Source organism: Moraxella sp. CTOTU48268 (assembly GCF_032069585.1).
In the GTDB taxonomy this organism is placed as follows: domain Bacteria; phylum Pseudomonadota; class Gammaproteobacteria; order Pseudomonadales; family Moraxellaceae; genus Faucicola; species Faucicola cinerea.
The window spans coordinates 1-20,680 of sequence record NZ_DAMALV010000029.1 but is presented as its reverse complement, the minus strand read 5'-3'; the positions used below and the strand labels follow the sequence as shown (position 1 = coordinate 20,680).

Sequence of the window (20,680 nt, the reverse complement as noted above, 5' to 3'; positions counted from 1 at the left end):
TTTTGACTAGGATAATGACTGGCTTTTGGCGTGTATTATCCCAAGTTTTTCTATACTGTTATATAAGCAAACTTTATGCCAATATTTAAATTTACTATAAATTTCAAAGGGTTAAAAAATATAGGTTAATTGTCTGTTAAGAAAAATAACTCACATTGTTAGTGATTTAACGCAATCAGTAGCCAAGTGAGGAGCAACAGCACCGTTAATATGCCACTGACCAGTTGCCAAAATAGTACAGGATGTTTATCAATCAGCGGCTGCTTGGCTTTATCGTCGGCATGGCTTTTGGGGTCAAGGTCGGTGAGAAAATCGCCAATGCTCTGATAGCGGCGGTTGCTATCTGCTTGCAGCGCACGAATCAGCACGTCATTGACCCAAAATGGTAAATCCGTGCGCAATTGTCGCACGTTTTTGAACGCCAGTTTTTGGGTGGTTTGGGCGGTCATCGCAGTGGTCAAGGTATCGACATCAAACGGCTGTAGCCCTGTCAGCATCTCATAAGTCACCACACCCAGCGAGAAAATATCGGAATACACCCCTTTTGGTGCATCGCTAAAATATTCGGGGGCAATATAATGCAAATCGCCCACAGGCGGTGTATGTCCTGTTCTTAAGAGCAACGAGCCAACCGAACCAAAGTCAATGAGCTTGATATGACCCGATGGCAGCAGCATGATATTTTCGGGCTTGATATCTTGATGGAGTAGATAATTACGGTGCATGGCTCGCAGCGCCATACCGATTTGATTGACAATAGCAAAGGTTTGGGCAACCGATAAGGGCGGTTGGGTGTCGATAAATTCACGCAAGCTCATGCCTTGCAAAAATTCGGTGACATGGTACAGATATTGGCTATTCATCGGCTTGGGGTAAAATTTTAGTAAGCTTGGGTGATTGAGGCTTAACCCTATTTTTTCTTCTTTTAAAAACAGTCGTAAAAATCCGCTATCGTCTTCATAGTAGGCAGATGGCACTTTGATAATACGCTGATTATCGCCTGTGTCAGCGGTGGTGTCGGTTGCCAAATACACGCTACTGCGTGGCGTGTTTTGCACCACTTTGTCAATGGTAAAATAATCAAGCTTGTCGCCGACAGTCAGCACAGGCGGAATGCGTAGACGGGTAACCGCATGACGACTGTCTGTATGTTCGGCAAAGTCAGCTTTGTCAAAATCTGCATTCGCCAAAATTCTCGCAACTTTTGGCAAGACGGCTATCATCACGCAACTGACATTGTCATTACTGCCATTTTCCAATGCCACCTGACACAAGGTTTCTGGCAAATTTTCTAAGTCTAAGGTGGTGGAATTATCCAGCGCCAACAATTTGCCCAATGCCGATTGGGTGAGTAATAACAATTCATCATCACTGATAAATTCATACACGCCATCGGTCATTATCAAAAACACATCTTCGGGCAACACATCAATTTGGGCAAGTTGTAATTCCACATGGGCATCTGAGCCAAGTGCAGCGGCTAAGGCTCCTTTGTCTCGCCCTCGTTTGTGTCTGTGGTCTTGGGTGAGTACGCGCAGTTTGTTGTGTCGTAGCCGATAGATACGGCTGTCACCCGTATGAAATAACACTGCCGAGTGCTCGGATAATAAAGGCTCGGTAAACAGCATACCAGATAAGGTTGAGAGTAATTTGGGCAAATACCGCTGCGAGGCTGAATCAAAGCTGTCATGGTGATCACTAAAATACAAAAAATCATTGATAATATGCACGCTTTTGGTGAGCGTTTGGGCCAGCGTTTCGGCACTGTTGTTATTCAATGAATCGCTAGTAACAGGGCTAGTAATAGAGGGTGTCACCATGTCGGCTTGGTGCATGGTTAATTGGTCGATCAGCGTATCAATCACCCATTGACTAGCGAGCTTTGGCTGTCCGCAGCTGCTGACCCCGTCAGCTAAAGCAGTGACTTGCCATGCAAGCTGAGCGGCGGTGCTATCCCTTGTCGGCACCAGCGTTTGCATTGTCAAGGTGTCTTGGTTTTCCGCTTTGCGCCCTGCATGACTAGCAGCACGGGTCAGCAGTTGCGGTAAGGATTGCAAACTGGGGGGATTTTGCTGAATGGCTTTTGACATGGGTTTTTCCTTACTAGCACGGTTGCTACGCATTGTGCAAAAATGAAAAAAGGGCATACACCCTTTTTTGCCTTACTAACTAGACTTCCTTGTCCGCTGGTTGACTGGTTTGATTTAGATAGTGATTACGCTATCGCAATTCGCTCAATCGTGCCATCTTCGTGCACCTCGACCATATGTCCTTTTGGCTCGCTCAGGAAGGTCGCGCCAATAAAGGCAATCCCTGCAAAAATCGCGAGGGTAATAAAGAATCCTGTTGGCGATACCATAGAGAAAATAGTCAAAAACAACACCCCACCTACGTTACCATAGGCACCCGCCATACCAGCAATTTGCCCTGTCATACGGCGTTGAATGAGCGGAACCACTGAGTACACTGCACCGCATGCTGCTTGCACAAATACAGAAGTAAGCAGCACGATTGCCACTGCACCCGCCAATGGTAACTTGGTCATTTGCGTCATTAGCAGATAACCCACTGTTTGCCCTGCCAATGCAATCATCAATACTTTACGACGACCGACCGCATCGGACATAAAACCACCGCCAGGACGAGCAAATAAATTCATCACCGCAAAACAGCCTGCAGTCAACCCTGCTAAAGTATGCGATACACCATAGTTGGTAATAAAAAATTGCGGCAACATCGACACCACTGCCAACTCAGAGCCAAAACATGCCAAATACGCCATGTCTAAAATCGCCACTTGTTTGAACTGATAACCATATTCTGGATTTACCGCAGGGCGAGATGTATCAAATAAATGCTTATTGACTGACCAGATTTTGATATATTGATAGACTACAAGCACCGCCACCACCGCATATGCCAGCATGGTTTGATTAGCGGTTAATAATTTTAATCCGCTAGGTGACAAACGCCACGCCAACAAAAACAAAATCGCATAAACCGGTAAAATCATCACCGCATAAAAGTAAAAGTCTGCCTTGTTTGATACTTCCAAGCCGCCTGATTTTTTTGGTTTAAAATAAGTCGCGCCTTTGGGTGTATCACTGACGCCACGATAAAAAATGACCGAATAAACAATCGCAATCACGCCTGTGGTAGCAATCGCATACCGCCAACCGTCTGCACCGCCATACATTAAGGCAAGAATCGGCATCGACATCGACGCTACTGCCGCCCCAAAATTGCCCCAACCGCCGTACACCCCTTCTGCCGAGCCGACTTCATTGACAGGAAACCATTCTGAAATCAAACGAATCCCAACCACGAATCCTGCACCGACAAAACCTAGCAGAAACCGCCCAATCGCCAGCATTTGGAAACTTTGGGCAAAAGCAAACACAAAACACAAAAAACCGCTAATCAACAACACAGCACTATATGAACGCTTGGGGCCGTATCTATCGACCATCGCGCCGATTAGCAAACGAGCAGGAATGGTCAAAGCCACGTTGAGCATCAAGATCGCTTTGACTTGTCCATCGCTCAAATGAAAATATTGTTTGATAGTTGGCATCAATGCCACATGAGCAAACCAAATTAAAAAGGTGACGAAAAAAGCAAACCAGGTGTAATGTAACACCTTGATACGGGGTAATTTCATAGCAAACAGCGGTAAACGTTGGGGCATCTGCTTCTCCTTTAAGTAAGCCTGTACGGTTCACGGTAACAAGGTAAAAGCAATATTTATGCCATTGTCATAAACTTTTGTTTTTGCAATAATTTTTTTGAATGACCCATCAATTTGCTATTTTGCTGTGATAAAACTTTCACCGATTGGCATAAATGATAAAAATTTGATGCTGTACTGCACTATTTTGGTAAGTAATCGATAAGGTAAAAGAATAATGCAAATAAATAAGCAAAAAAAATGTCTAAAAATATTTTAAAAACCCTCAAACAGTTATCTACAGTTAAAGAGGTTAAATTCAAAGAGTGGTCAACATCCATCACACTGTCCGACAAATAATAGCCAAAATTTAAAACACCATAAAAAACAGTAAAAAAAAACGGTTTAAAACGGTTGGCATAGATTTTGAATTATTAAATTTTAAAGTGCTAGATTCTAAAGTATTAAATATCGGGTCGGATAAGCAAGGTCAGCCAAATAATGCAACACACACACATTCTTATCATAGGGGCAGGGATGGCAGGGACACGCTTTGCCATGCAGTATGCCAAAAGCAGACTGAGTACCCACAGCGGACTGGGGATTGACAGCCAAGGCGAACAAAGTCGAGATGAGTTTGCCATCACGCTTATCAACAGCGAGCCATATGCAGGCTATAACCGTATTATGCTATCGCCTGTATTAGCAGGGGAAAAACGCTTCGCTGAGATTTATCTATTTTCTCAAGAGGAGTACGCCAACCATAACATCACTGTAAAGACAGGTTGCACTGTTAGCGATATCAATCTTGCTGCTCATCAGGTCATCACCGACAGTGGCGAAACTATCGGCTATGACAAATTGGTGTTTGCCACAGGTTCAACGCCATTTATTTTGCCATTGCCCAACCATACCGCAAAAGGCGTCATGGGTTTTCGTACCAAAGCCGATGTGGATGCTATGCTAGATATCGCAAAAAACAATCATAATGGCAAAAAATCTCCAAAATGTCTGGTTATCGGCGGTGGATTACTCGGTCTTGAGGCTGCTAATGCTTTGGTACAACAGGGAGCGAAAGTCACTGTGGTGCATGGGGCAGGCTATTTACTCAATCGCCAACTGGATAAAACCGCTGCCGATTTACTGCAAACTTACTTTGAAAACAAAGGTATTGAGTTTGTGCTCAATGCCAACTCCCAAGCGATTTGCGTGGACAAGGATAACCAGGTTACTGGACTGACTTACACGGATAATGTCGACACATCCATCCCTGCCAAAACCATTGACAGCGATTGTATTATCATGACCGTCGGCGTGCGACCCAATATTGCCCTTGCGCAACAGGTCGGTATCACTTGCGAGCGGGGGATTTTGGTTGATAACAAAATGCGAACCCATACCCCAGACGTGTATGCGATTGGCGAGTGTGTACAGTTTGACAACCAGCTATTTGGGCTAGTCGCACCTGTGTATGAGCAAGCCAATATTCTGCTACATACCTTAAACGAGCAGCCAGGCAGCACCTCGCCCGTGTTTAGCATACAACCAACGGCAACCAAGCTAAAGGTCTCGGGCGTGGCGCTATTTTCGGCAGGTGATATCGATGTGAGTCACGACTGCGAGCAATTGATTTATCAAGACCCTAGCCATAGCATCTATCAAAAAATCACCGTAAAAGACAACCGTATTTTATCTGCAGTGCTATATGGTGATGTACAAGAGGGCAGTTGGTTTTTTGAACTGATTCAAAATCAACAAGATATTTCAGCCATCAAAGATAAATTACTGTTTGGCAAAGCGTTTTGTGAAGAGTTGCTGGCGGGCTGATCTGACTGGTAGAAATTAAAAATAGTAAAAGGTTAACGTGTGACAACAACTATACAACATTTAGCATCACAAAAATCCCCCCTGACCCAAGTCAAAACCACCTGTGCCTATTGCGGTGTTGGCTGCGGCGTGTTGGCGACGATTGATGAGAATACCCAACACGTCAGCATTGACGGTGATCCAAACCATCCTGCCAACTTTGGCAAATTATGCTCCAAAGGCAAAGCGTTGGGCGATACGCTTGATCGTGACCGCCGTTTGGCACATCCGATGATTCATGGCGAGCCAGTCGATTGGGATACCGCCACCGACTTTGTTGCCAAATCATTGCAACAGATCATTGATGAATATGGCGCCGACAGCGTTATGCTATATGTATCGGGGCAACTGCTCACCGAAGATTATTACGTGGCAAACAAATTTACTAAAGGTTTTTTGGGTACCAATAATTTGGACTCCAATTCTCGACTGTGTATGTCATCAGCGGTGGCTGGCTACAAGCGAGCATTTGGCTCGGACACTGTGCCTTGTAATTATGAAGACATCGAAAACAGCGACCTATTTGTCATTATCGGTTCGAATATGGCGTGGTGTCATCCGATTTTATTTGGTCGGTTAAAATCCAGCAAACAAGCCAATCCCAACAAAAAAATCGTGGTGATTGACCCACGAGCCACTGACAGCACCGCGATTGCTGACTTGCATTTGCCAATTCGCTCCGGCACAGATACCCATTTATTTGTCGGACTACTCAATTACTTGCACCAAAACGGCTATGCCAATCACGATTATCTTAGGCATTGTGACAATCTTGCTGATGCGCTTGCAGCCAGTGACAGTTGGACGATTAAAAAAGTTGCCAAAATCTGCGGTGTCGACGAAAGTGATTTAACCAAGTTTTACCAATTGTTTGCCACTACCAAGAAAACCGTGAGTTTTTACTCAATGGGTGTCAATCAAGCCAGTAATGGCACCGATAAAGTCAATAGCATTATCAATTGCCACCTTTACACAGGCAAACTGGGTTATCAAGGGGCAGGGGCGTTCTCAATTACAGGACAGCCCAATGCCATGGGTGGGCGAGAGGTCGGGGCGTTAGCCAATCTGCTTGCCAGTCATTTTGAACTCAAAAACAGCGACCATCGTCAAACAGTAGCCAACTTTTGGCAAGCGCCCACTAGCATTAGTGGTAAAGATGGTGTCAAGGCAACCCAATGTGCCGATGCTATTTTGGAGGGGCAAATTAAAGCGATTTGGATTATGGCGACCAATCCTGTAGTCAGTCTGCCAGAAGCAGACAAATTTGCCATGGCGTTACAGCAATGCCCATTGGTCATCGTGTCTGACTGCTCAAAAGACAGCGACACGCTCGACTTTGCTCATGTGGCTTTGCCCGCGCAAGGCTGGAGTGAAAAATCAGGCACGGTCACCAACAGCGAACGCCGTATCTCTCGTCAGCGCCGCTTAGTTACTCCATTTGCTGATGCCAAGCCCGACTGGTGGATAGTGAGCCAAGTAGCACAGAAAATGGGTTTTGTGGGTTTTGATTACACTCACGAATCGCAAGTGTTTGCCGAACACGCTCGGCTTAGTGGCGAGAAGAATGGCGGTGAAAAAAATACAGATAGCCGAAGTTTTAATATCAGCCATTTAGCCAATATTAGCCAAAACGAGTATGATAACTTGGCACCGTTTCAATGGGGTCAACCGCATTATTTTGGACTACAAAAACAAGACGCACACACCACTATCGGCACAACTTATACCGATACCCAAAAACTGCATTTTGTCACCGTTAATCCTGCGGTACCCAAGTCATTGCCTGATGAGCAATATCCACTGGTGCTTAACACAGGTCGCTCGCGTGACCAATGGCATACCATGACCCGTACAGGGATTGCCCCACAGCTTAATCAGCATTTACCGCACCCACTGGTTGCGATTCACCCGAGTGACGCCAAACCTTTGGGTGTACAAAATACCGATTTTGTGCAAATTAACAGTCCCAATGGTACTATCTTAGTGCGGGCGGATGTGACTGAAAAGCAACGCCAAGGCGATGTATTTATACCTATGCACTGGAATCAGCACTTTGCCGCCAATGCGCGTGTCGGTAAGCTTATCAGCAATCATCATGACCCCTTTTCGCAGCAACCGCAGCTCAAGCACCAACCTGTCAGGCTGCAAAAGCTAACCATGCAAGCATTTGGATGGTTATTGATTGATAAACATTGTGATGAAAACCTGCTAACTTGGCTCGAATCGCCAGATATGACTTATTGGGTGCGTAATCGCCAGTCAAACAGTAGCCAGTATTTTTTTGCCATTGATAATCAGTCTGCGTTCATGACAACTTGGTTTGATAAGCAATATTGGCAACAGCAGTTAAGTGTATGGCTCAATCAACAGGCGCAAGCCTACAACTTTGATATTATCCATTATCAACATATTGATACCGATAACACTAGCCAAGATTTACGACTTGCGATATTGCAAAACGGGCAAGTCCATGCGCTAGTATTTTTGAGCACCCACGAGCACAAACTACCTACCCATAACTGGCTAGATAGCCAATTTGGCACAACGCTCAATAGCCATACGCGTAAATGGCTACTAATGGGCAAACCTGCCACGGGTTTTATTGATAAAGGGCGGATTGTTTGCTCTTGTATGTCAGTGGGTGAAAATACCATTGTTGAGACAATAAAAAAATATCACTGTAAAACCGTCGTTGAGGTTGGCAAACATTGCAAAGCAGGCACCAATTGTGGCTCCTGTCTAGGAGAGATTAGCAAAATTTTGGCGGGGTGAAATTGGCATAACTTGTTGAAAGGATCATTGGGCGAACTTTAAGCCACTTTATAATTTCGCTTAATGTTGCCTGATTTTATCTGGTGACTCATTTATGACTAACGTTAGACATTCAAAAAAGAGGAGAAGAATTGAAAAAATTAATTGATAATGATTATCATTTATATTATCATTCTTGCTGCTTTGTAACGCTTCTCTTTTTTTATATATCTGAGTGATTTTATGAATACTGCCAATGCTAGTTTACCGCCGCGTGGTGCTTTGCGCTATTTAAGTCTGTGTGTATTAACCACCCTTTATTCACCGTGGGCAATAGCGAGTGAGCCAGAACCCGTCACTACCTTGCAGACCATTACTTTTAATGCCCGTCAATATACCCCAGCAAAACAGACTGAGAATGTCCGCCATGAGAGCTCAGTCAAGGTACAGCAAGCTGATTTACTCAATCAATATTTACCGACGGTTGCTGGGGTGAATGTCGGTGGCACTTCGGGGATGGATCAGCATATTTATATTCGCGGTTTGGGCTCAGACAATGCCGGTAGTGCCTTAAAAATCACCGTGGATGGGGTGCGCCAACCCGAAACGCACGGCTTTCACCATGCCGGGATTAGTGGACTTGACCCAGATTTGTATAAAACAACTGAAGTGTCAGTGGGTAATAACTCGGTAACTTTGGGCAATAATGCCATCGGTGGCGGTGTGGCGTTTACCACGGTGGATGCACAGGACTTGCTATTACCTGATCAAAAAATGGGGGCAAAGGTTAAACTTGGCTATGCCAGTAACGATCAGCAATTTCATCGAAGTCTAACGACCTATGCCAAACCCAATGAGCAGTTGGACATGATTGTGTCTTATAGTGAGCGTGACAGCGATGGCGGCGAAGATGGCAAAAGCAACCACATCCAAGGTGATGATATTACTATCAAAAATATACTAGCCAAAGTCAATGTGATGCCGGCAGAAGGTCACAAAATTACTGCCAGTTACCAAAGCTATGACAATGACGGCAACTATCCGTTTCGTCCCAATATCGGCTACCAAGCCAATTTACCCGCTAATATTCATCCTGGCTACACCAATAATGAAACCTATGCACTCGGCTATGAGTATAAACCGCATAGCAATTTTGAGCTAAACAGCAAAATTTATCATTTGACCAATGAATCGCTGTCGCAAGGACTGCGCGGAACGACCCCCATGCGTATAGCCACGTCAGGCAAAACCGATGGCATGACGGCAAGTATCAAACAGCAACTGACGCAGCATCATGGTGACCATGCTTTGACCCATACGCTCAACTATGGGGTAGAAGGCTATAAAAAATCAGCGACGTTAGAGAGTACTGGTATCACAGAAGACGCTACCAGCGTAGGGGTGTACTTACAAGACCGAATCGAATTGGGACGATTTGCGCTGACGCCTGGCGTGCGCTTTGACCATTATAAGCCGTCAGAGCGCTTAAGCAGTGACGACTATAATCAAGTGTCGGGCGCATTGGCAGGGGAATTTAAACTGACGCCAAATCACAGCTTATTTGCCAGTTATACCCAATTGTTTAATGGACCACCCTTGCCAGAAACCATCCACCAATCTGGGCAAACCTTCGTCAATAAAGACCTCGAAGCAGAAACAGGCGCAAACGCAGAGCTGGGTATCAGTAGCCGTTTTAGAGGGGTGTTTGACAGTCAAGACAGTATGTCGCTGACAGCGAAAGTCTTTGATACCCAGTATGACAATAAAATCGACCGCTTAACAGGCATTGACTGTACTACAGGTAACTCAGTGACAGACGGGCAATGTGCCAGCTACATCAATGCCGGCGAGACTACCGTTAAAGGCTATGAGCTGAGCGCAAAATATCGGCTAAACAATATGCGCTTGAATGCAGGCTACGCCCATGCCAAAAGCGAAACCGAGCAAGGTTACCAACTCAACAAAGACTCAGGCGATCAGTTAAACCTTGGCTTTAATTATGACATCAATGACCGATTTAGCGTTGGAAGTGCCATCCGCCATGTCAAAGGTTTAACGCGTCGCACCAGTGCTACTGCCGTCGCTGATTTGCCAAGTTTTACCACCTATGATGTATTTGGTAGCTATCGTCCAAGCGCGTTACCGCAATTAACCGTGGATGCTGGTGTGTATAACCTTACAGATGCTTACTACTATGAGCACGTATCCAATACCGGTGATAAAGCCATGGGACGCAATGTCAAAGTAGCGCTAAGTTATCAGTTTTAAAATCAATGGGTGATACCCATCAGCATGATGGATTGCCCATTGCGGTTTAATATTTTCATAAAATATTGCAGAAAAATTTTGCTTATGTCCAAAATCCAATTTTTTACCCGTCCTACTACCACAAGGTTTGGCGGGGTATCAAGACAATTGCCTAAGGTATTGATCGGTGTAACCGAAAACGGCATTTTGCGCAAGGTATTCATCCTAGTCGATACCGTAGGCTATCAATAATCTTGTGATGATTTTGCCCAAGATAAAGCTAACACAAAGCGAAGATAAAAAAGCAACTTGAGGTTTCAAAGCCATTTGATATCAAAGTTGCTTAATATTTTAAAGTGGCTTAATTAACGTGGTTTAATACGGTCGCTTATTCAATTTAGCCTAATTTTTAATATTTTTGTTGATAATGATTATCATTTATACTAACATTTAAAGTTAGTTTTTATATTTATCGTGTTATAGGAATGATTATGGATTTTGCAAATTACTGGCAATATACAGATGTAGTGACCAAGACGTTATTTTTTGTGTTAATTGTTTTATCGATGCTGTCTTGGATTACAGGCATTTTACGTATCTTAAATAGCCAAAAAATTGCCAAGACAGTGTCGCAAGATTTGACCCAGCAAATTGACCAGCAGCAATCTCAACTGACCCCCTTATCCCTAGACAATCAAAAATTAGTCACTGAGCAGCAGTTACTGCAACAGCTCAATCGCTACCGTTTTGCCAGTGAGCAGGGCTTAAATATCCTTGGCACGACCGCTGCCATTGCCCCTTTTATTGGGCTATTTGGTACCGTGTGGGGGATTTTTCATGCCTTGCATAGCATTGCTAAATCAGGTCAAGCAGGACTTGGCCAAGTCGCAGGACCGGTTGGGGAGGCTTTGATTATGACTGGGCTTGGGCTTGCGGTAGCGATTCCTGCGGTGATTATGTATAATGTCATAGTACGAATTAATCGCAAAGCTATGCACCAAGCGAATGACACGGCGCATACCTTGCTTGCCAACGTGTTAATGAATTCTTCCACACAAGTTACGCAAACTAGTTTAGCCGCTCAACCCCATTTGCAAACCAGCTCGCAGCCCAAGCAACAAACTAACGCCGCTGACTTAATGCTGAAAAACGCCTAACCTTGACCCATCGCTAAACAGATAAATAAATAAACAGGGAATAACTTATGGCATTTCAACTCGGTGATGACGCTTCGACGGGCATGAATGAAATCAATCTGATTCCACTGATTGATATCATGCTGGTATTGATGATTATTTTTTTGGTGACGGCAACGGTAATTAATCCCAGTGTACCGCTAAATTTGCCCAAAACCTCAGCACAAGTCAATGAAGCCCCGCCCAAAGTGATACAAGTAAGCATTGATAAAGATGGCAAGATTTTTTGGGATGATGCCAGTATCAGTTTGGCGCAATTGAACACACGCTTTACCGAACAGGGCAAATTAAGCGAGACCCCAAGCATTCAGCTGCGCGTCGATAAAGACAGTCGATATGATAACGTCGCGCAAATCCTAGCAACAGCGAGCGAAAACAAGCTAACCAAGATTGCGTTTGTCAGTGAATAACCTGATTGATAAAATTTTTATTGATAATAAGAATAATTATCATTATTATATAAGAAAATTTATCAACGAGGTGCGTATGTTTGTGTGTATCTGTAATGCCGTCAAAGAAAGTCAAATCAAAACAGCCATTGAACAAGGTCATGACAGCTTAGAGGCATTACAAGCTGAGCTTGATGTGGCTACTTGCTGTGGCGGCTGTCAGCCAATGATTGAAGGTTATCTTGAAGAGTACGCCCAAAGCATCAATAACTATACGCACCTATTTATTGAAGTTGCCTAGTCTATTAACGTTGCCTAATAACTTGTTATCGTACACACTCAAGCTTATTCATTAATCTCAATGAATGAGCGACTGACAAATATTGTAAATTATTTGCTGCGGTGAATTGTTTTTAACGTCACTTTAATTTAGTATTTCAGATAATACCCAACCTTTGTTTCTGTTCATTTTTCAAGGATATACCCATGAAAGGCAGCCAAGCTGTTATTGATTATCTAAATTTCTTAATTAGTGGTGAACTGGGGGCTCGTGACCAGTACTTTATTCATGCGCAAATGTATCATGAATGGCATTATCCAAAACTTCATACGCGTATGCATCATGAAATGGAAGAAGAAAGCGATCATGCGCGTGCCTTAATCAATCGGGTGTTGATGCTAGAAGGCACACCCAACATGAAAGTTGCCGATATCAATATTGGTCATGATGTGCCAAGTATGCTAAAAGCCGATCTTCAGCTTGAGTATGCAGTTCGTCAACATCTCAAAGACGGCATTGCGCTTTGTGAGCAAGAGCAAGACTATGTAACCCGTGAGATTTTGGTCGCCCAATTGGTAGATACTGAAGAAGACCATGCGCATTGGTTAGAGCAGCAGCTAAGACTGATTGATATGATGGGACTAGCCAATTATTTGCAATCTCAGCTCGGTGACATCTCTGAATAAGGCGACCAAGCAATAAGGTAACTAAGGTAAACATTATGCAAGTCGATAAAGAAACTCTAAGAGCGCTAAACCAAGTTTTGGGTCAGGCATTGATTGCTATCAACCAATACTTCTTACACGCACGTATCGCCAAAAACTGGGGACTAAGTGAACTTAACGAAAAATTGTATCATCAGTCGATTCATGAGATGAAATGGGCAGATGACCTCATTGAGCGTATCTTAATGCTAGATGGTCTACCAAACTTGCAAGAGCTTGGCAAAATTTTAATCGGTGAAAATGTCGCTGAAATTTTGCGTTGTGATTTGCAACTAGAGTATCAAAAAACTGACATCATCAAAAATGCGATTGCCTTATGTGAGCAGAAAAGCGATTTCGTCTCTCGCAAATTATTGGTCAAACTCAAAGACGGGAGTGAAGAGCACATTGATTGGTTAGAAACGCAGATGGAACTGGTGACCTCCATGGGCATCGAAAATTATACGCAAAGTTTATTAGATTCATAAAGCGTATCAGCGTGTCGGAATAACTGTATGAACCATCAATATACCCAAGCCGCGTTGATTTCTGTCATCTCTATACTGATGGCATCGCTTATCATCATCTTAGTGGCAGTGATTTATTGATTGTCGTTTTAATTGTCGTGCTTGGCATATTGGCATAGCCAAGATGATGAGTGATTTCGGCTGGCAGTTTTCGTTCTGCCAGCCGTTTGGTGAGTTACTTTAAGGGGCTTTTTTACCCAAGATATGTTTTAAAAGATGGGTTTTACAAGGTGTGTTTTAAAAGCTTTCTAGTACAATTTTGCCTTTTGACTTGCCTGATTCAAGTAGCTTATGTGCCTTCTCCAAGTTTGCAGCGTTAATATTGCCTAGATTTTGGTTAAGCGTACTTCTAATTTTTTGCTGGTCAACTAACTGGGCAACCTGTTGCAACAGCTGACCTTGCTTTTCGATATCATCGGTTTCAAACATTGAGCGGGTGAACATCAACTCCCAATGGATAGAAATAGATTTAGTCTTAAACGGCATAATATCAAAGGTTTGTGGATCATCGATCAATCCAAGCTTACCTTGTGGTGCAATCAGAGAAACTATTTGCTTGATATAGGTGTCTGTATGATTGGTAGAGAATACGTATTTTGGTTTCTCAGTGCCTAATGCCTCGATTTGTTCGTTTAAATCTTTGCTATGATCAATGACATGGTCGGCACCCAGTGATTCCACCCAAGATTTCGTTTCTTCACGTGACGCTGTGGTTATCACGGTCAGATTGGTTTTTGCTTTTAGGAGTTGGATAGCGATTGAGCCTACACCGCCTGCACCACCAATAATTAAAATACTGCCAACGTCTGTTTCTGAAATTTGAAACCGATCGAACAGCATTTCCCATGCCGTTATTGCAGTTAATGGCAATGCTGCTGCTTCTGCATTAGAGACTGTAATTGGTTTAAGACTGATAATTCGTTCATCGACTGCTTGAAACTCAGCATTACTACCATCTCGGGTTAAATCGCCAGCATACCAAACACAATCTCCTACTTTAAACGAGGTAACTTTTGAGCCAATTTCAATAATTTCCCCAACGGCATCCCAACCTAAAATACGATTATTTGCTTCAGACGAATTTTTTCTCACTTTGGTATCAACGGGATTCACAGAGATTGCCTGAACTTTTACCAGTACATCACGCTCCTTAAGTGTAGGCTTGGTTTTTTCGATATCGACCAATGAATTTTTAAAATCATCCTGGTTACTGATAACATACGATACGGCTTTCATGGATTTGTCCTTTTGTAATAGTGGATTAGTTTAATTTAATGCAGTGTTTTTAGTGTATTGCAGACAGGCTGGTTTAGGTCAGTCAGCCTAATCTGATAGAATTAATAAAAAATAGTGGATATTCTGAGTCTATGCTAAAGGTGCAAGGTCAAGGGCGCTAGTTAAGGTCATAGCTTTTGCGCCTGTGTTTTCGCCAAAAATAGCCGTTGGTAAAATGCCGTCATTTATTGTTGTACCAGTGTACCCAATCAAAGGTGGCGAGTGCAACATCATTTACACCTTATCACTTATGCTTGTTTCTTTGTCATGGTTAAAGCAAGCATAAAGGAAGTAATATCAACCTAAAATTTAAGCTGATACAGACATTCCTTACAAGTTAAAGCGCAAATGTTTATGTAACCTTTATACAACAAAGCTATGCGCTAAAGCCGTTTGACATGAATATAACAGTGGTTTAGACTCAATTTTGATGCTAGTCAATGTCGGCTAGTCAATATTGGAGTATTAGTGATGGTTAAAACCGCTTTATATGTCCGTCTTGAAGCTAAACCAGGTAAAGAACAACAAGTAGAAGATTTCCTAAAAGCCGGTCTGCCTATCGTCAATGAAGAACCCGCCACAGTTGCATGGTTTGGTCTACGCCTTGGCCCTTCAACCTTTGGTATTTTTGATGCATTCCCTGATGAAGCAGGTCGCGAGGCTCATTTATCGGGCAAGGTTGCCGCCGCTTTGATGGCCCAAGCAGATGAACTATTTTCAGAACCGCCTTCTATTGAAAAAGTAGATGTGTTGGCGAGTAAACTGCCAGCTTAGATTGAAGCCTAATTCTAATAAGCTTAAGTCTTTTAAGCCCAATTTTCTTGAGCTTAAGCCTCTTAAAGAGCTGCCTAAAATATTAACTAAAAAGCAGCTCTTTATTATATCACTTCGCTTAAATCAGTCACTTAGCTAATCGGTCATCCCATACTGTATCATTGACATTTAATTGACTAAATATATCTAATTACAATATTTTCTTAACTTGCCGATAGCAAGCAATGTGCAAATTTAGACTTTGCGCTATTTAACTATTTACCCTGCAATTAATCATACCGCTTTGTGGTTTCAATCGTTACCAAGTCTAGCTATCTTACTTACAAAAACTGCTTTTCCTGATGGATTAAATTTTATTATTTACACTATCAATAAATTTACATTACAAATAAATAGACGACTGGTCTATTTTTGTGTATAGTGGCGGCATGATGACAGCAAAATCCCAGTGTTGACTAGCGTTGACCAATGTTTGCAGTATTGAGTAATTTTTTAAGTTTGTTAGGCGGATAATGTTTGCTTACATATCAGTCGCGCAGTCTTTTTCAATGCTATTAGGCAATGCTACCAATCAATGCTATTAAATAAAGGATTGATTTGCTCGGCATCTTGTACATTGCGCACACGAATTCCTACTGTGCTCATGTAGCAATAACCCGAATTCTAAAAACTATCAGAGAAAATAACATGAAAATTTTACTTGTTCTGACCTCACATGACAAACTCGGCAATACTGGTAAGAAAACAGGTTTTTGGCTAGAAGAACTTGCAGCACCGTATTACACCTTTATTGATGCGGGTGTTGAAGTTACCCTAGCATCACCTCAAGGTGGGCAGCCACCGCTAGACCCAAAAAGTAACTTAGCCGATGCACAAACTGAAACCACGCATCGCTTTGAAGCAGATCCCGTAGCTATGCAAGCATTGGCACAGACCCATAAACTTAGCGAAATTTCTATCGCTGATTATGATGCCGTGTTTTACCCAGGCGGGCATGGTCCATTGTGGGATTTGGCAGAAGATCCGATTTCAATTGCTCTGATTGAACAAGCGATTGAGTCAGGAAAACCTGTTGCGACAGTTTGTCACGCCCCAGGTGTTCTTCGTCATGTAAAAACCAGTGATGGCAAGCCTTTGGTTAGCGGTAAATCTGTGACGGGTTTTACTAATACTGAAGAAGAAGCGGTAGGGTTGACCGAAGTTGTACCGTTTTTAGTCGAAGATATGCTCAAAGAAAAAGGTGGTCATTATTCTAAAGCGGGTGATTGGCAAGTGTATGTCCAAGTAGATGGCTTGCTAATTACTGGACAAAATCCTGCCTCTTCTGCTGCAACCGCCAGCGCACTGCTTGAATTGTTAAATAAGGAGTAGCCCATGTCTGCATATGTGGTATTTACCCGTGAGCAAACTACGGACGCTGAGGAACTGGCGCAATATGCACAAAAAGCGCCGCTTGCTCGTGAAGGTCGTGAGCTAACACCCTTGGCTTTTTATGGTCAATTAGAAGTGCTTGAAGGCAATGAGATTGAAGGCGCTGTTATTTTACGCTTTCCTGATATGGCAGCCGCGCGAGACTGGTATCACAGTCCCATATATCAAGAAGCATTACAACATCGCCTAAAAGGGGCGAATTATCGTGCCTTTATCATTGAAGGTGTTGAAGACGCTATTTAAAAAAAGCACTTTAAGAAAAAGCACTGCTATCAGATGTACTAACCTACAAGTTAGTACGTGAGTGATACGCATTGCTATCAAGTTGGTGTCATAGCAGCCCAGTCATACTAATGATTGGGCTGCCATTACAATTTTTGCGGCTATCATTGTCGTGAAGCCAAGATAGTAAAACTAAGATAGTGAGATTAAGCTAGCAAAGCTAACTTTTAAGACTTTTCACTTTTTAATAAAAACACCGTCGCTTTTAGCGCTTGATGTAATGGTGTTTTATCTTTTTGCAGCTTACTTAATAACGCTGCGCCCATCCACATTTGGTAAGTCACTTGGGCTACCGTCAAGGCATCAGTCTCTGCTTGGATAGACCCATCTTGTTTGCCCAAAACGATGACTTCAGCAATCCGCTGAATTAACTTATCGACGCCATCGGACATTATAGCGCGCATATCTTCAGATAGGTCAGCGACTTCTGCAGCAAGTTTTACAATTAAACAGCTATCTGCCCAACTACATGGTGCATCAGGATCTTCAATCCATAGGTTAAAATACCCGATTAGTTTTTGATAAGCGGATTGGTCGCTACGCCAGAGTTCATCTAAACGGCGTTGGTAATTATCTACATAATACTGTACCAACTCACAGCCGAAAGACTCTTTAGATTTGAAGTAATGATAAAATGAACCTTTAGGAATCTCGCAGCTTTGTAAAATTTCTTGTAATCCCAAACCGCTAAAACCTTTACGCAAAATCAGGTCAGAACTGGTGTTAAGAATGTGTAAGCGTTTTGCTTCAGACTTCTTGATAGGGGCAGGCTCCATAGTTATTGTGCACGCTATTATAAAAAATAGACCAGTCGTATTGTTTTTATTATAACTTATCTACAATGAATGTAAAGAAATTTTCATTAAAGATGTTAACTATTAACCACAACAATCCAATATAAAACAAGTATTTATATAAAATTAGATAAGGATTGGATGATTGATTCAGACAGTCAAAACCCAATGACATGAATGTAGATTTAAAAGTATGGCTTCAAAATAGGGATTGACGCTATTTGCTGTTTGATTATTACAATTCAAAAAATAAAAAACCACTCAGGATTAATGCACCTAAGTGGTTGTTTATATGGTGGGCCCACACAGACTTGAACTGTGGACCAAAGGATTATGAGTCCTCTGCTCTAACCAACTGAGCTATAGGCCCGAAAGGATAGTGTCACAAATATTGCCAAGCAAATTTGTCAAAACTAGGCTGATTATAATACCTTAAAAAATTATTTTTGCAATGTGGAAATGGATAATTTTATGCAAAACGTTGATTAAATCAGCATAAACTTGTCTCACCAAATACACATTATTTGTCTTGTGTCACCGCAATCATCACACCCATATATTTATTGTCATTGCGTGACAGTGTCTGACTATACAATGCCGAGGCGCTACCGCCATCCAAAAACAACGCATTGTCACAGCCCAATTGCGATTTGAACAAATCGGCAAACTCATAAAAACTGACAGGCGTGTCGCTTATCACAAATTTGACGCGGCTAGGATTGTGACCACACACGCCAATACCATTGCGGTACTTTCTCGAGGTACTATTGGCATCAAATGCCGGATGGATATTGCCATCGATGACCAGCATGGGTCCAGATTGGGTGGCGAAGGTCGGTTTTGCCCCGCTTGCCAGTTTTTTTGCCATGCTTTGACTTTCAGTGATATAAAAACCTTGACGGTCTTGCCAAAATACCCCATTGGGCATTAGGTGAAAGTTGCCGCCGCCCTGCTTGAGATTTAGGGCTCGGATTTGCTTGCCATTGATGACCGTATACCCAATCGGCGCAAAATTGCCATCGTACATCCCGGCATTCATCGCAAACAACAAGGTTTTGGCAGGTTGCTGGCTTGCCAAATAATCGCGAAGGGTAGTAAAGGTGAGTAATAATGGGTGGCTCGCGGACGAGGGATTTTGCCAATGTAGTGAAAAATTCGCCGCGTTTTTAGCATCAAGCTCGCAGATACTATAGTCGAACGGCTGGCTTTTTCGCTGACAATCTGGCATGGTTTTGACAGTAAACTGACGTGCCAAACCGATACTTGCCACCAATAATAGCGCCAAGCATAGGCTGACAACAACCGCTTGTGTTTTTGTGATATTTGAGAGCGTCATACCATTGAGAGAAAATTTAAGCTATTGGCTACTATATCATAGTTGCGTATCACAGAATATATCCGCCATTTATTACAAAAAACTCGTTCAACTTGATATTCTAGCAATTTCGACTTAATAGTGATGAATTAAACTAGTTTTTGCCCTCAATATCATTATAATAGGCAACTAAGAACAGCACCCCGCGTTTATTCAAATCTTCAAATCACGATTTGACAGAGCCATCGGGCAGGGTATGGGCTGTTTTTACAGTTTCTAGCACTTAAAATCATAATCCCCTTCAATTTTAAAGGAATTTAACATGGCCATTGAACGTACGTTATCAATTATCAAACCTGACGCAGTTGCAGGCAACCACATTGGCGAAATCTACAGTCGTTTTGAAAAAGCAGGCTTAAAAATTGTGGCAGCAAAAATGTTGCATTTAGACAACGAAAAGGCGGGCGGTTTCTACGCTGAGCACAAAGAGCGTCCGTTTTACAACGATTTAGTCTCTTTCATGACTTCAGGTCCAGTGGTTGTATCAGTACTTGAAGGCGAGAATGCAGTGGCTCACCACCGTGAAATCATGGGCGCTACCAACCCAAAAGACGCCGCTGAAGGCACTATCCGTCGTGACTTTGCTAACAGCATTGATGAGAACGCGGTTCACGGTTCAGACTCAACCACATCTGCAGCCCGTGAAATCAGCTATTTTTTCAATGACAATGAAGTTTGCCCACGTACGCGTTAATCTTAACACAACAAAAAACGGCTTAAATTTTAAGCCGTTTTTTTATTGCCTATCACTCAGATGGTTTATCATTAAAAAGTAGCAATGCAACAACAAGGATGCAAAATTAATATTAATAGTTTTATTAAGGAAACTAAAGAAACTTAATTTAACAATTCATAACAAAGAGCACATAGAGCGTAGGTGCAAATCCGCTAAAATAAATTCATCACGACATAAATACAAGCTTTGTTGACTACGATATTACTAAGACAGAATCACTAAAACAAAAAATAAAATAAAAAACGATAAAAATAAAAAAGCCATAATTTGGCATTATGGCTAAGATCAGTAAAACAAAGAAGAAGAAAGAAACAATAAAAATAAAAACAAGTAGTGCATTACCCACTCCCATCAAGTTCCCCACTTGATGGGTTTATTTTTATATT

18 protein-coding genes and 1 tRNA gene are annotated in these 20,680 nt (G+C 42.5%); 13 read left to right on the top strand and 6 right to left on the bottom strand.

Annotated features, from left to right (window positions below; translation table 11 throughout):
* Positions 1-158: 158 nt before the first annotated feature.
* Both RT143_RS09410 and RT143_RS09405 read right to left on the bottom strand, forming a co-directional pair.
* Positions 159-2,090, bottom strand: a complete 1,932-nt coding sequence (locus tag RT143_RS09410; protein ID WP_313092674.1) for a bifunctional protein-serine/threonine kinase/phosphatase — start codon at positions 2,088-2,090, stop codon at positions 159-161.
* 125 nt (positions 2,091-2,215) lie between these two features.
* Positions 2,216-3,688, bottom strand: a complete 1,473-nt coding sequence (locus tag RT143_RS09405) for an MFS transporter (protein WP_313092672.1) — start codon at positions 3,686-3,688, stop codon at positions 2,216-2,218.
* 480 nt (positions 3,689-4,168) lie between these two features.
* Here RT143_RS09405 and RT143_RS09400 point away from each other — a divergent pair, with 480 nt between their 5' ends.
* The 9 genes from RT143_RS09400 (at position 4,169) to bfr (RT143_RS09360) (ending at position 13,588) form a co-directional block, all read left to right on the top strand.
* The gene (locus RT143_RS09400; protein ID WP_313092670.1) at positions 4,169-5,494 is read left to right on the top strand and encodes an NAD(P)/FAD-dependent oxidoreductase; all 1,326 of its coding nucleotides are present in this window, start codon (positions 4,169-4,171) and stop codon (positions 5,492-5,494) included.
* Positions 5,495-5,533: 39 nt separating this feature from the next.
* A complete protein-coding gene (locus tag RT143_RS09395; RefSeq protein ID WP_313092668.1) occupies positions 5,534-8,305 on the top strand; it encodes a nitrate reductase in 2,772 nt (923 codons plus the stop codon).
* 222 nt (positions 8,306-8,527) lie between these two features.
* Entirely contained in the window at positions 8,528-10,552 is a 2,025-nt protein-coding gene (locus RT143_RS09390) for a TonB-dependent receptor domain-containing protein (RefSeq protein WP_313092667.1), read from the top strand.
* Positions 10,553-10,636: 84 nt separating this feature from the next.
* Complete coding sequence (locus RT143_RS09385) at positions 10,637-10,783, top strand: hypothetical protein (RefSeq protein WP_186303337.1); 147 nt, start codon at positions 10,637-10,639, stop codon at positions 10,781-10,783.
* A 239-nt stretch (positions 10,784-11,022) separates the two neighbouring features.
* Positions 11,023-11,688 carry a MotA/TolQ/ExbB proton channel family protein gene (locus RT143_RS09380; RefSeq protein ID WP_313092665.1) on the top strand — a complete coding sequence of 222 codons (666 nt, stop codon included), beginning with the start codon at positions 11,023-11,025 and terminating at the stop codon, positions 11,686-11,688.
* 47 nt (positions 11,689-11,735) lie between these two features.
* Entirely contained in the window at positions 11,736-12,137 is a 402-nt protein-coding gene (locus RT143_RS09375) for an ExbD/TolR family protein (protein ID WP_313092664.1), read from the top strand.
* 76 nt (positions 12,138-12,213) lie between these two features.
* Entirely contained in the window at positions 12,214-12,417 is a 204-nt protein-coding gene (locus RT143_RS09370; RefSeq protein WP_007116452.1) for a (2Fe-2S)-binding protein, read from the top strand.
* Between the two features lie 185 nt (positions 12,418-12,602).
* Positions 12,603-13,082 carry a bacterioferritin gene (gene bfr / locus RT143_RS09365; protein WP_062333970.1) on the top strand — a complete coding sequence of 160 codons (480 nt, stop codon included), beginning with the start codon at positions 12,603-12,605 and terminating at the stop codon, positions 13,080-13,082.
* Positions 13,083-13,117: 35 nt separating this feature from the next.
* Positions 13,118-13,588, top strand: coding sequence for a bacterioferritin (gene bfr / locus RT143_RS09360; RefSeq protein ID WP_313092661.1), 471 nt, complete (start codon positions 13,118-13,120; stop codon positions 13,586-13,588).
* A gap of 276 nt (positions 13,589-13,864) precedes the next feature.
* Here bfr (RT143_RS09360) and RT143_RS09355 read toward each other — a convergent pair whose 3' ends face one another.
* The gene (locus RT143_RS09355) at positions 13,865-14,863 is read right to left on the bottom strand and encodes a zinc-binding alcohol dehydrogenase family protein (protein WP_313092659.1); all 999 of its coding nucleotides are present in this window, start codon (positions 14,861-14,863) and stop codon (positions 13,865-13,867) included.
* A 510-nt stretch (positions 14,864-15,373) separates the two neighbouring features.
* Between RT143_RS09355 and RT143_RS09350 the strand changes: the two genes are divergently transcribed.
* The 3 genes from RT143_RS09350 (at position 15,374) to RT143_RS09340 (ending at position 17,350) form a co-directional block, all read left to right on the top strand.
* Entirely contained in the window at positions 15,374-15,676 is a 303-nt protein-coding gene (locus RT143_RS09350) for a putative quinol monooxygenase (RefSeq protein ID WP_007116447.1), read from the top strand.
* A gap of 687 nt (positions 15,677-16,363) precedes the next feature.
* Positions 16,364-17,047 carry a type 1 glutamine amidotransferase domain-containing protein gene (locus RT143_RS09345; RefSeq protein ID WP_050323949.1) on the top strand — a complete coding sequence of 228 codons (684 nt, stop codon included), beginning with the start codon at positions 16,364-16,366 and terminating at the stop codon, positions 17,045-17,047.
* Between the two features lie 3 nt (positions 17,048-17,050).
* The gene (locus RT143_RS09340) at positions 17,051-17,350 is read left to right on the top strand and encodes a DUF1330 domain-containing protein (RefSeq protein ID WP_004961451.1); all 300 of its coding nucleotides are present in this window, start codon (positions 17,051-17,053) and stop codon (positions 17,348-17,350) included.
* Between the two features lie 206 nt (positions 17,351-17,556).
* Here RT143_RS09340 and RT143_RS09335 read toward each other — a convergent pair whose 3' ends face one another.
* From RT143_RS09335 to RT143_RS09325, 3 genes are all read right to left on the bottom strand, one after another.
* On the bottom strand, positions 17,557-18,165 hold the full coding sequence (locus RT143_RS09335) for a TetR/AcrR family transcriptional regulator (protein WP_313092656.1): 609 nt from the start codon (positions 18,163-18,165) through the stop codon (positions 17,557-17,559).
* Positions 18,166-18,476: 311 nt separating this feature from the next.
* Positions 18,477-18,553 (bottom strand) — tRNA-Ile (locus RT143_RS09330).
* A gap of 150 nt (positions 18,554-18,703) precedes the next feature.
* The gene (locus RT143_RS09325) at positions 18,704-19,519 is read right to left on the bottom strand and encodes a phosphodiester glycosidase family protein (protein WP_313092654.1); all 816 of its coding nucleotides are present in this window, start codon (positions 19,517-19,519) and stop codon (positions 18,704-18,706) included.
* A gap of 301 nt (positions 19,520-19,820) precedes the next feature.
* Here RT143_RS09325 and ndk point away from each other — a divergent pair, with 301 nt between their 5' ends.
* On the top strand, positions 19,821-20,252 hold the full coding sequence (gene ndk / locus RT143_RS09320; protein ID WP_007116442.1) for a nucleoside-diphosphate kinase: 432 nt from the start codon (positions 19,821-19,823) through the stop codon (positions 20,250-20,252).
* Positions 20,253-20,680: the final 428 nt, after the last annotated feature.

Bases quoted from the DNA above. Each gene is read 5' to 3' on its own strand.
- RT143_RS09410 (WP_313092674.1), bottom strand. From the start codon at position 2,090: ATGTCAAAAGCCATTCAGCAAAATCCCCCCAGTTTGCAATCCTTACCG.
- RT143_RS09405 (WP_313092672.1), bottom strand. From the start codon at position 3,688: ATGCCCCAACGTTTACCGCTGTTTGCTATGAAATTACCCCGTATCAAG.
- RT143_RS09400 (WP_313092670.1), top strand. From the start codon at position 4,169: ATGCAACACACACACATTCTTATCATAGGGGCAGGGATGGCAGGGACA.
- RT143_RS09390 (WP_313092667.1), top strand. From the start codon at position 8,528: ATGAATACTGCCAATGCTAGTTTACCGCCGCGTGGTGCTTTGCGCTAT.
- RT143_RS09385 (WP_186303337.1), top strand. From the start codon at position 10,637: ATGTCCAAAATCCAATTTTTTACCCGTCCTACTACCACAAGGTTTGGC.
- RT143_RS09380 (WP_313092665.1), top strand. From the start codon at position 11,023: ATGGATTTTGCAAATTACTGGCAATATACAGATGTAGTGACCAAGACG.
- RT143_RS09375 (WP_313092664.1), top strand. From the start codon at position 11,736: ATGGCATTTCAACTCGGTGATGACGCTTCGACGGGCATGAATGAAATC.
- RT143_RS09370 (WP_007116452.1), top strand. From the start codon at position 12,214: ATGTTTGTGTGTATCTGTAATGCCGTCAAAGAAAGTCAAATCAAAACA.
- bfr (WP_062333970.1), top strand. From the start codon at position 12,603: ATGAAAGGCAGCCAAGCTGTTATTGATTATCTAAATTTCTTAATTAGT.
- bfr (WP_313092661.1), top strand. From the start codon at position 13,118: ATGCAAGTCGATAAAGAAACTCTAAGAGCGCTAAACCAAGTTTTGGGT.
- RT143_RS09355 (WP_313092659.1), bottom strand. From the start codon at position 14,863: ATGAAAGCCGTATCGTATGTTATCAGTAACCAGGATGATTTTAAAAAT.
- RT143_RS09350 (WP_007116447.1), top strand. From the start codon at position 15,374: ATGGTTAAAACCGCTTTATATGTCCGTCTTGAAGCTAAACCAGGTAAA.
- RT143_RS09345 (WP_050323949.1), top strand. From the start codon at position 16,364: ATGAAAATTTTACTTGTTCTGACCTCACATGACAAACTCGGCAATACT.
- RT143_RS09340 (WP_004961451.1), top strand. From the start codon at position 17,051: ATGTCTGCATATGTGGTATTTACCCGTGAGCAAACTACGGACGCTGAG.
- RT143_RS09335 (WP_313092656.1), bottom strand. From the start codon at position 18,165: ATGGAGCCTGCCCCTATCAAGAAGTCTGAAGCAAAACGCTTACACATT.
- RT143_RS09325 (WP_313092654.1), bottom strand. From the start codon at position 19,519: ATGACGCTCTCAAATATCACAAAAACACAAGCGGTTGTTGTCAGCCTA.
- ndk (WP_007116442.1), top strand. From the start codon at position 19,821: ATGGCCATTGAACGTACGTTATCAATTATCAAACCTGACGCAGTTGCA.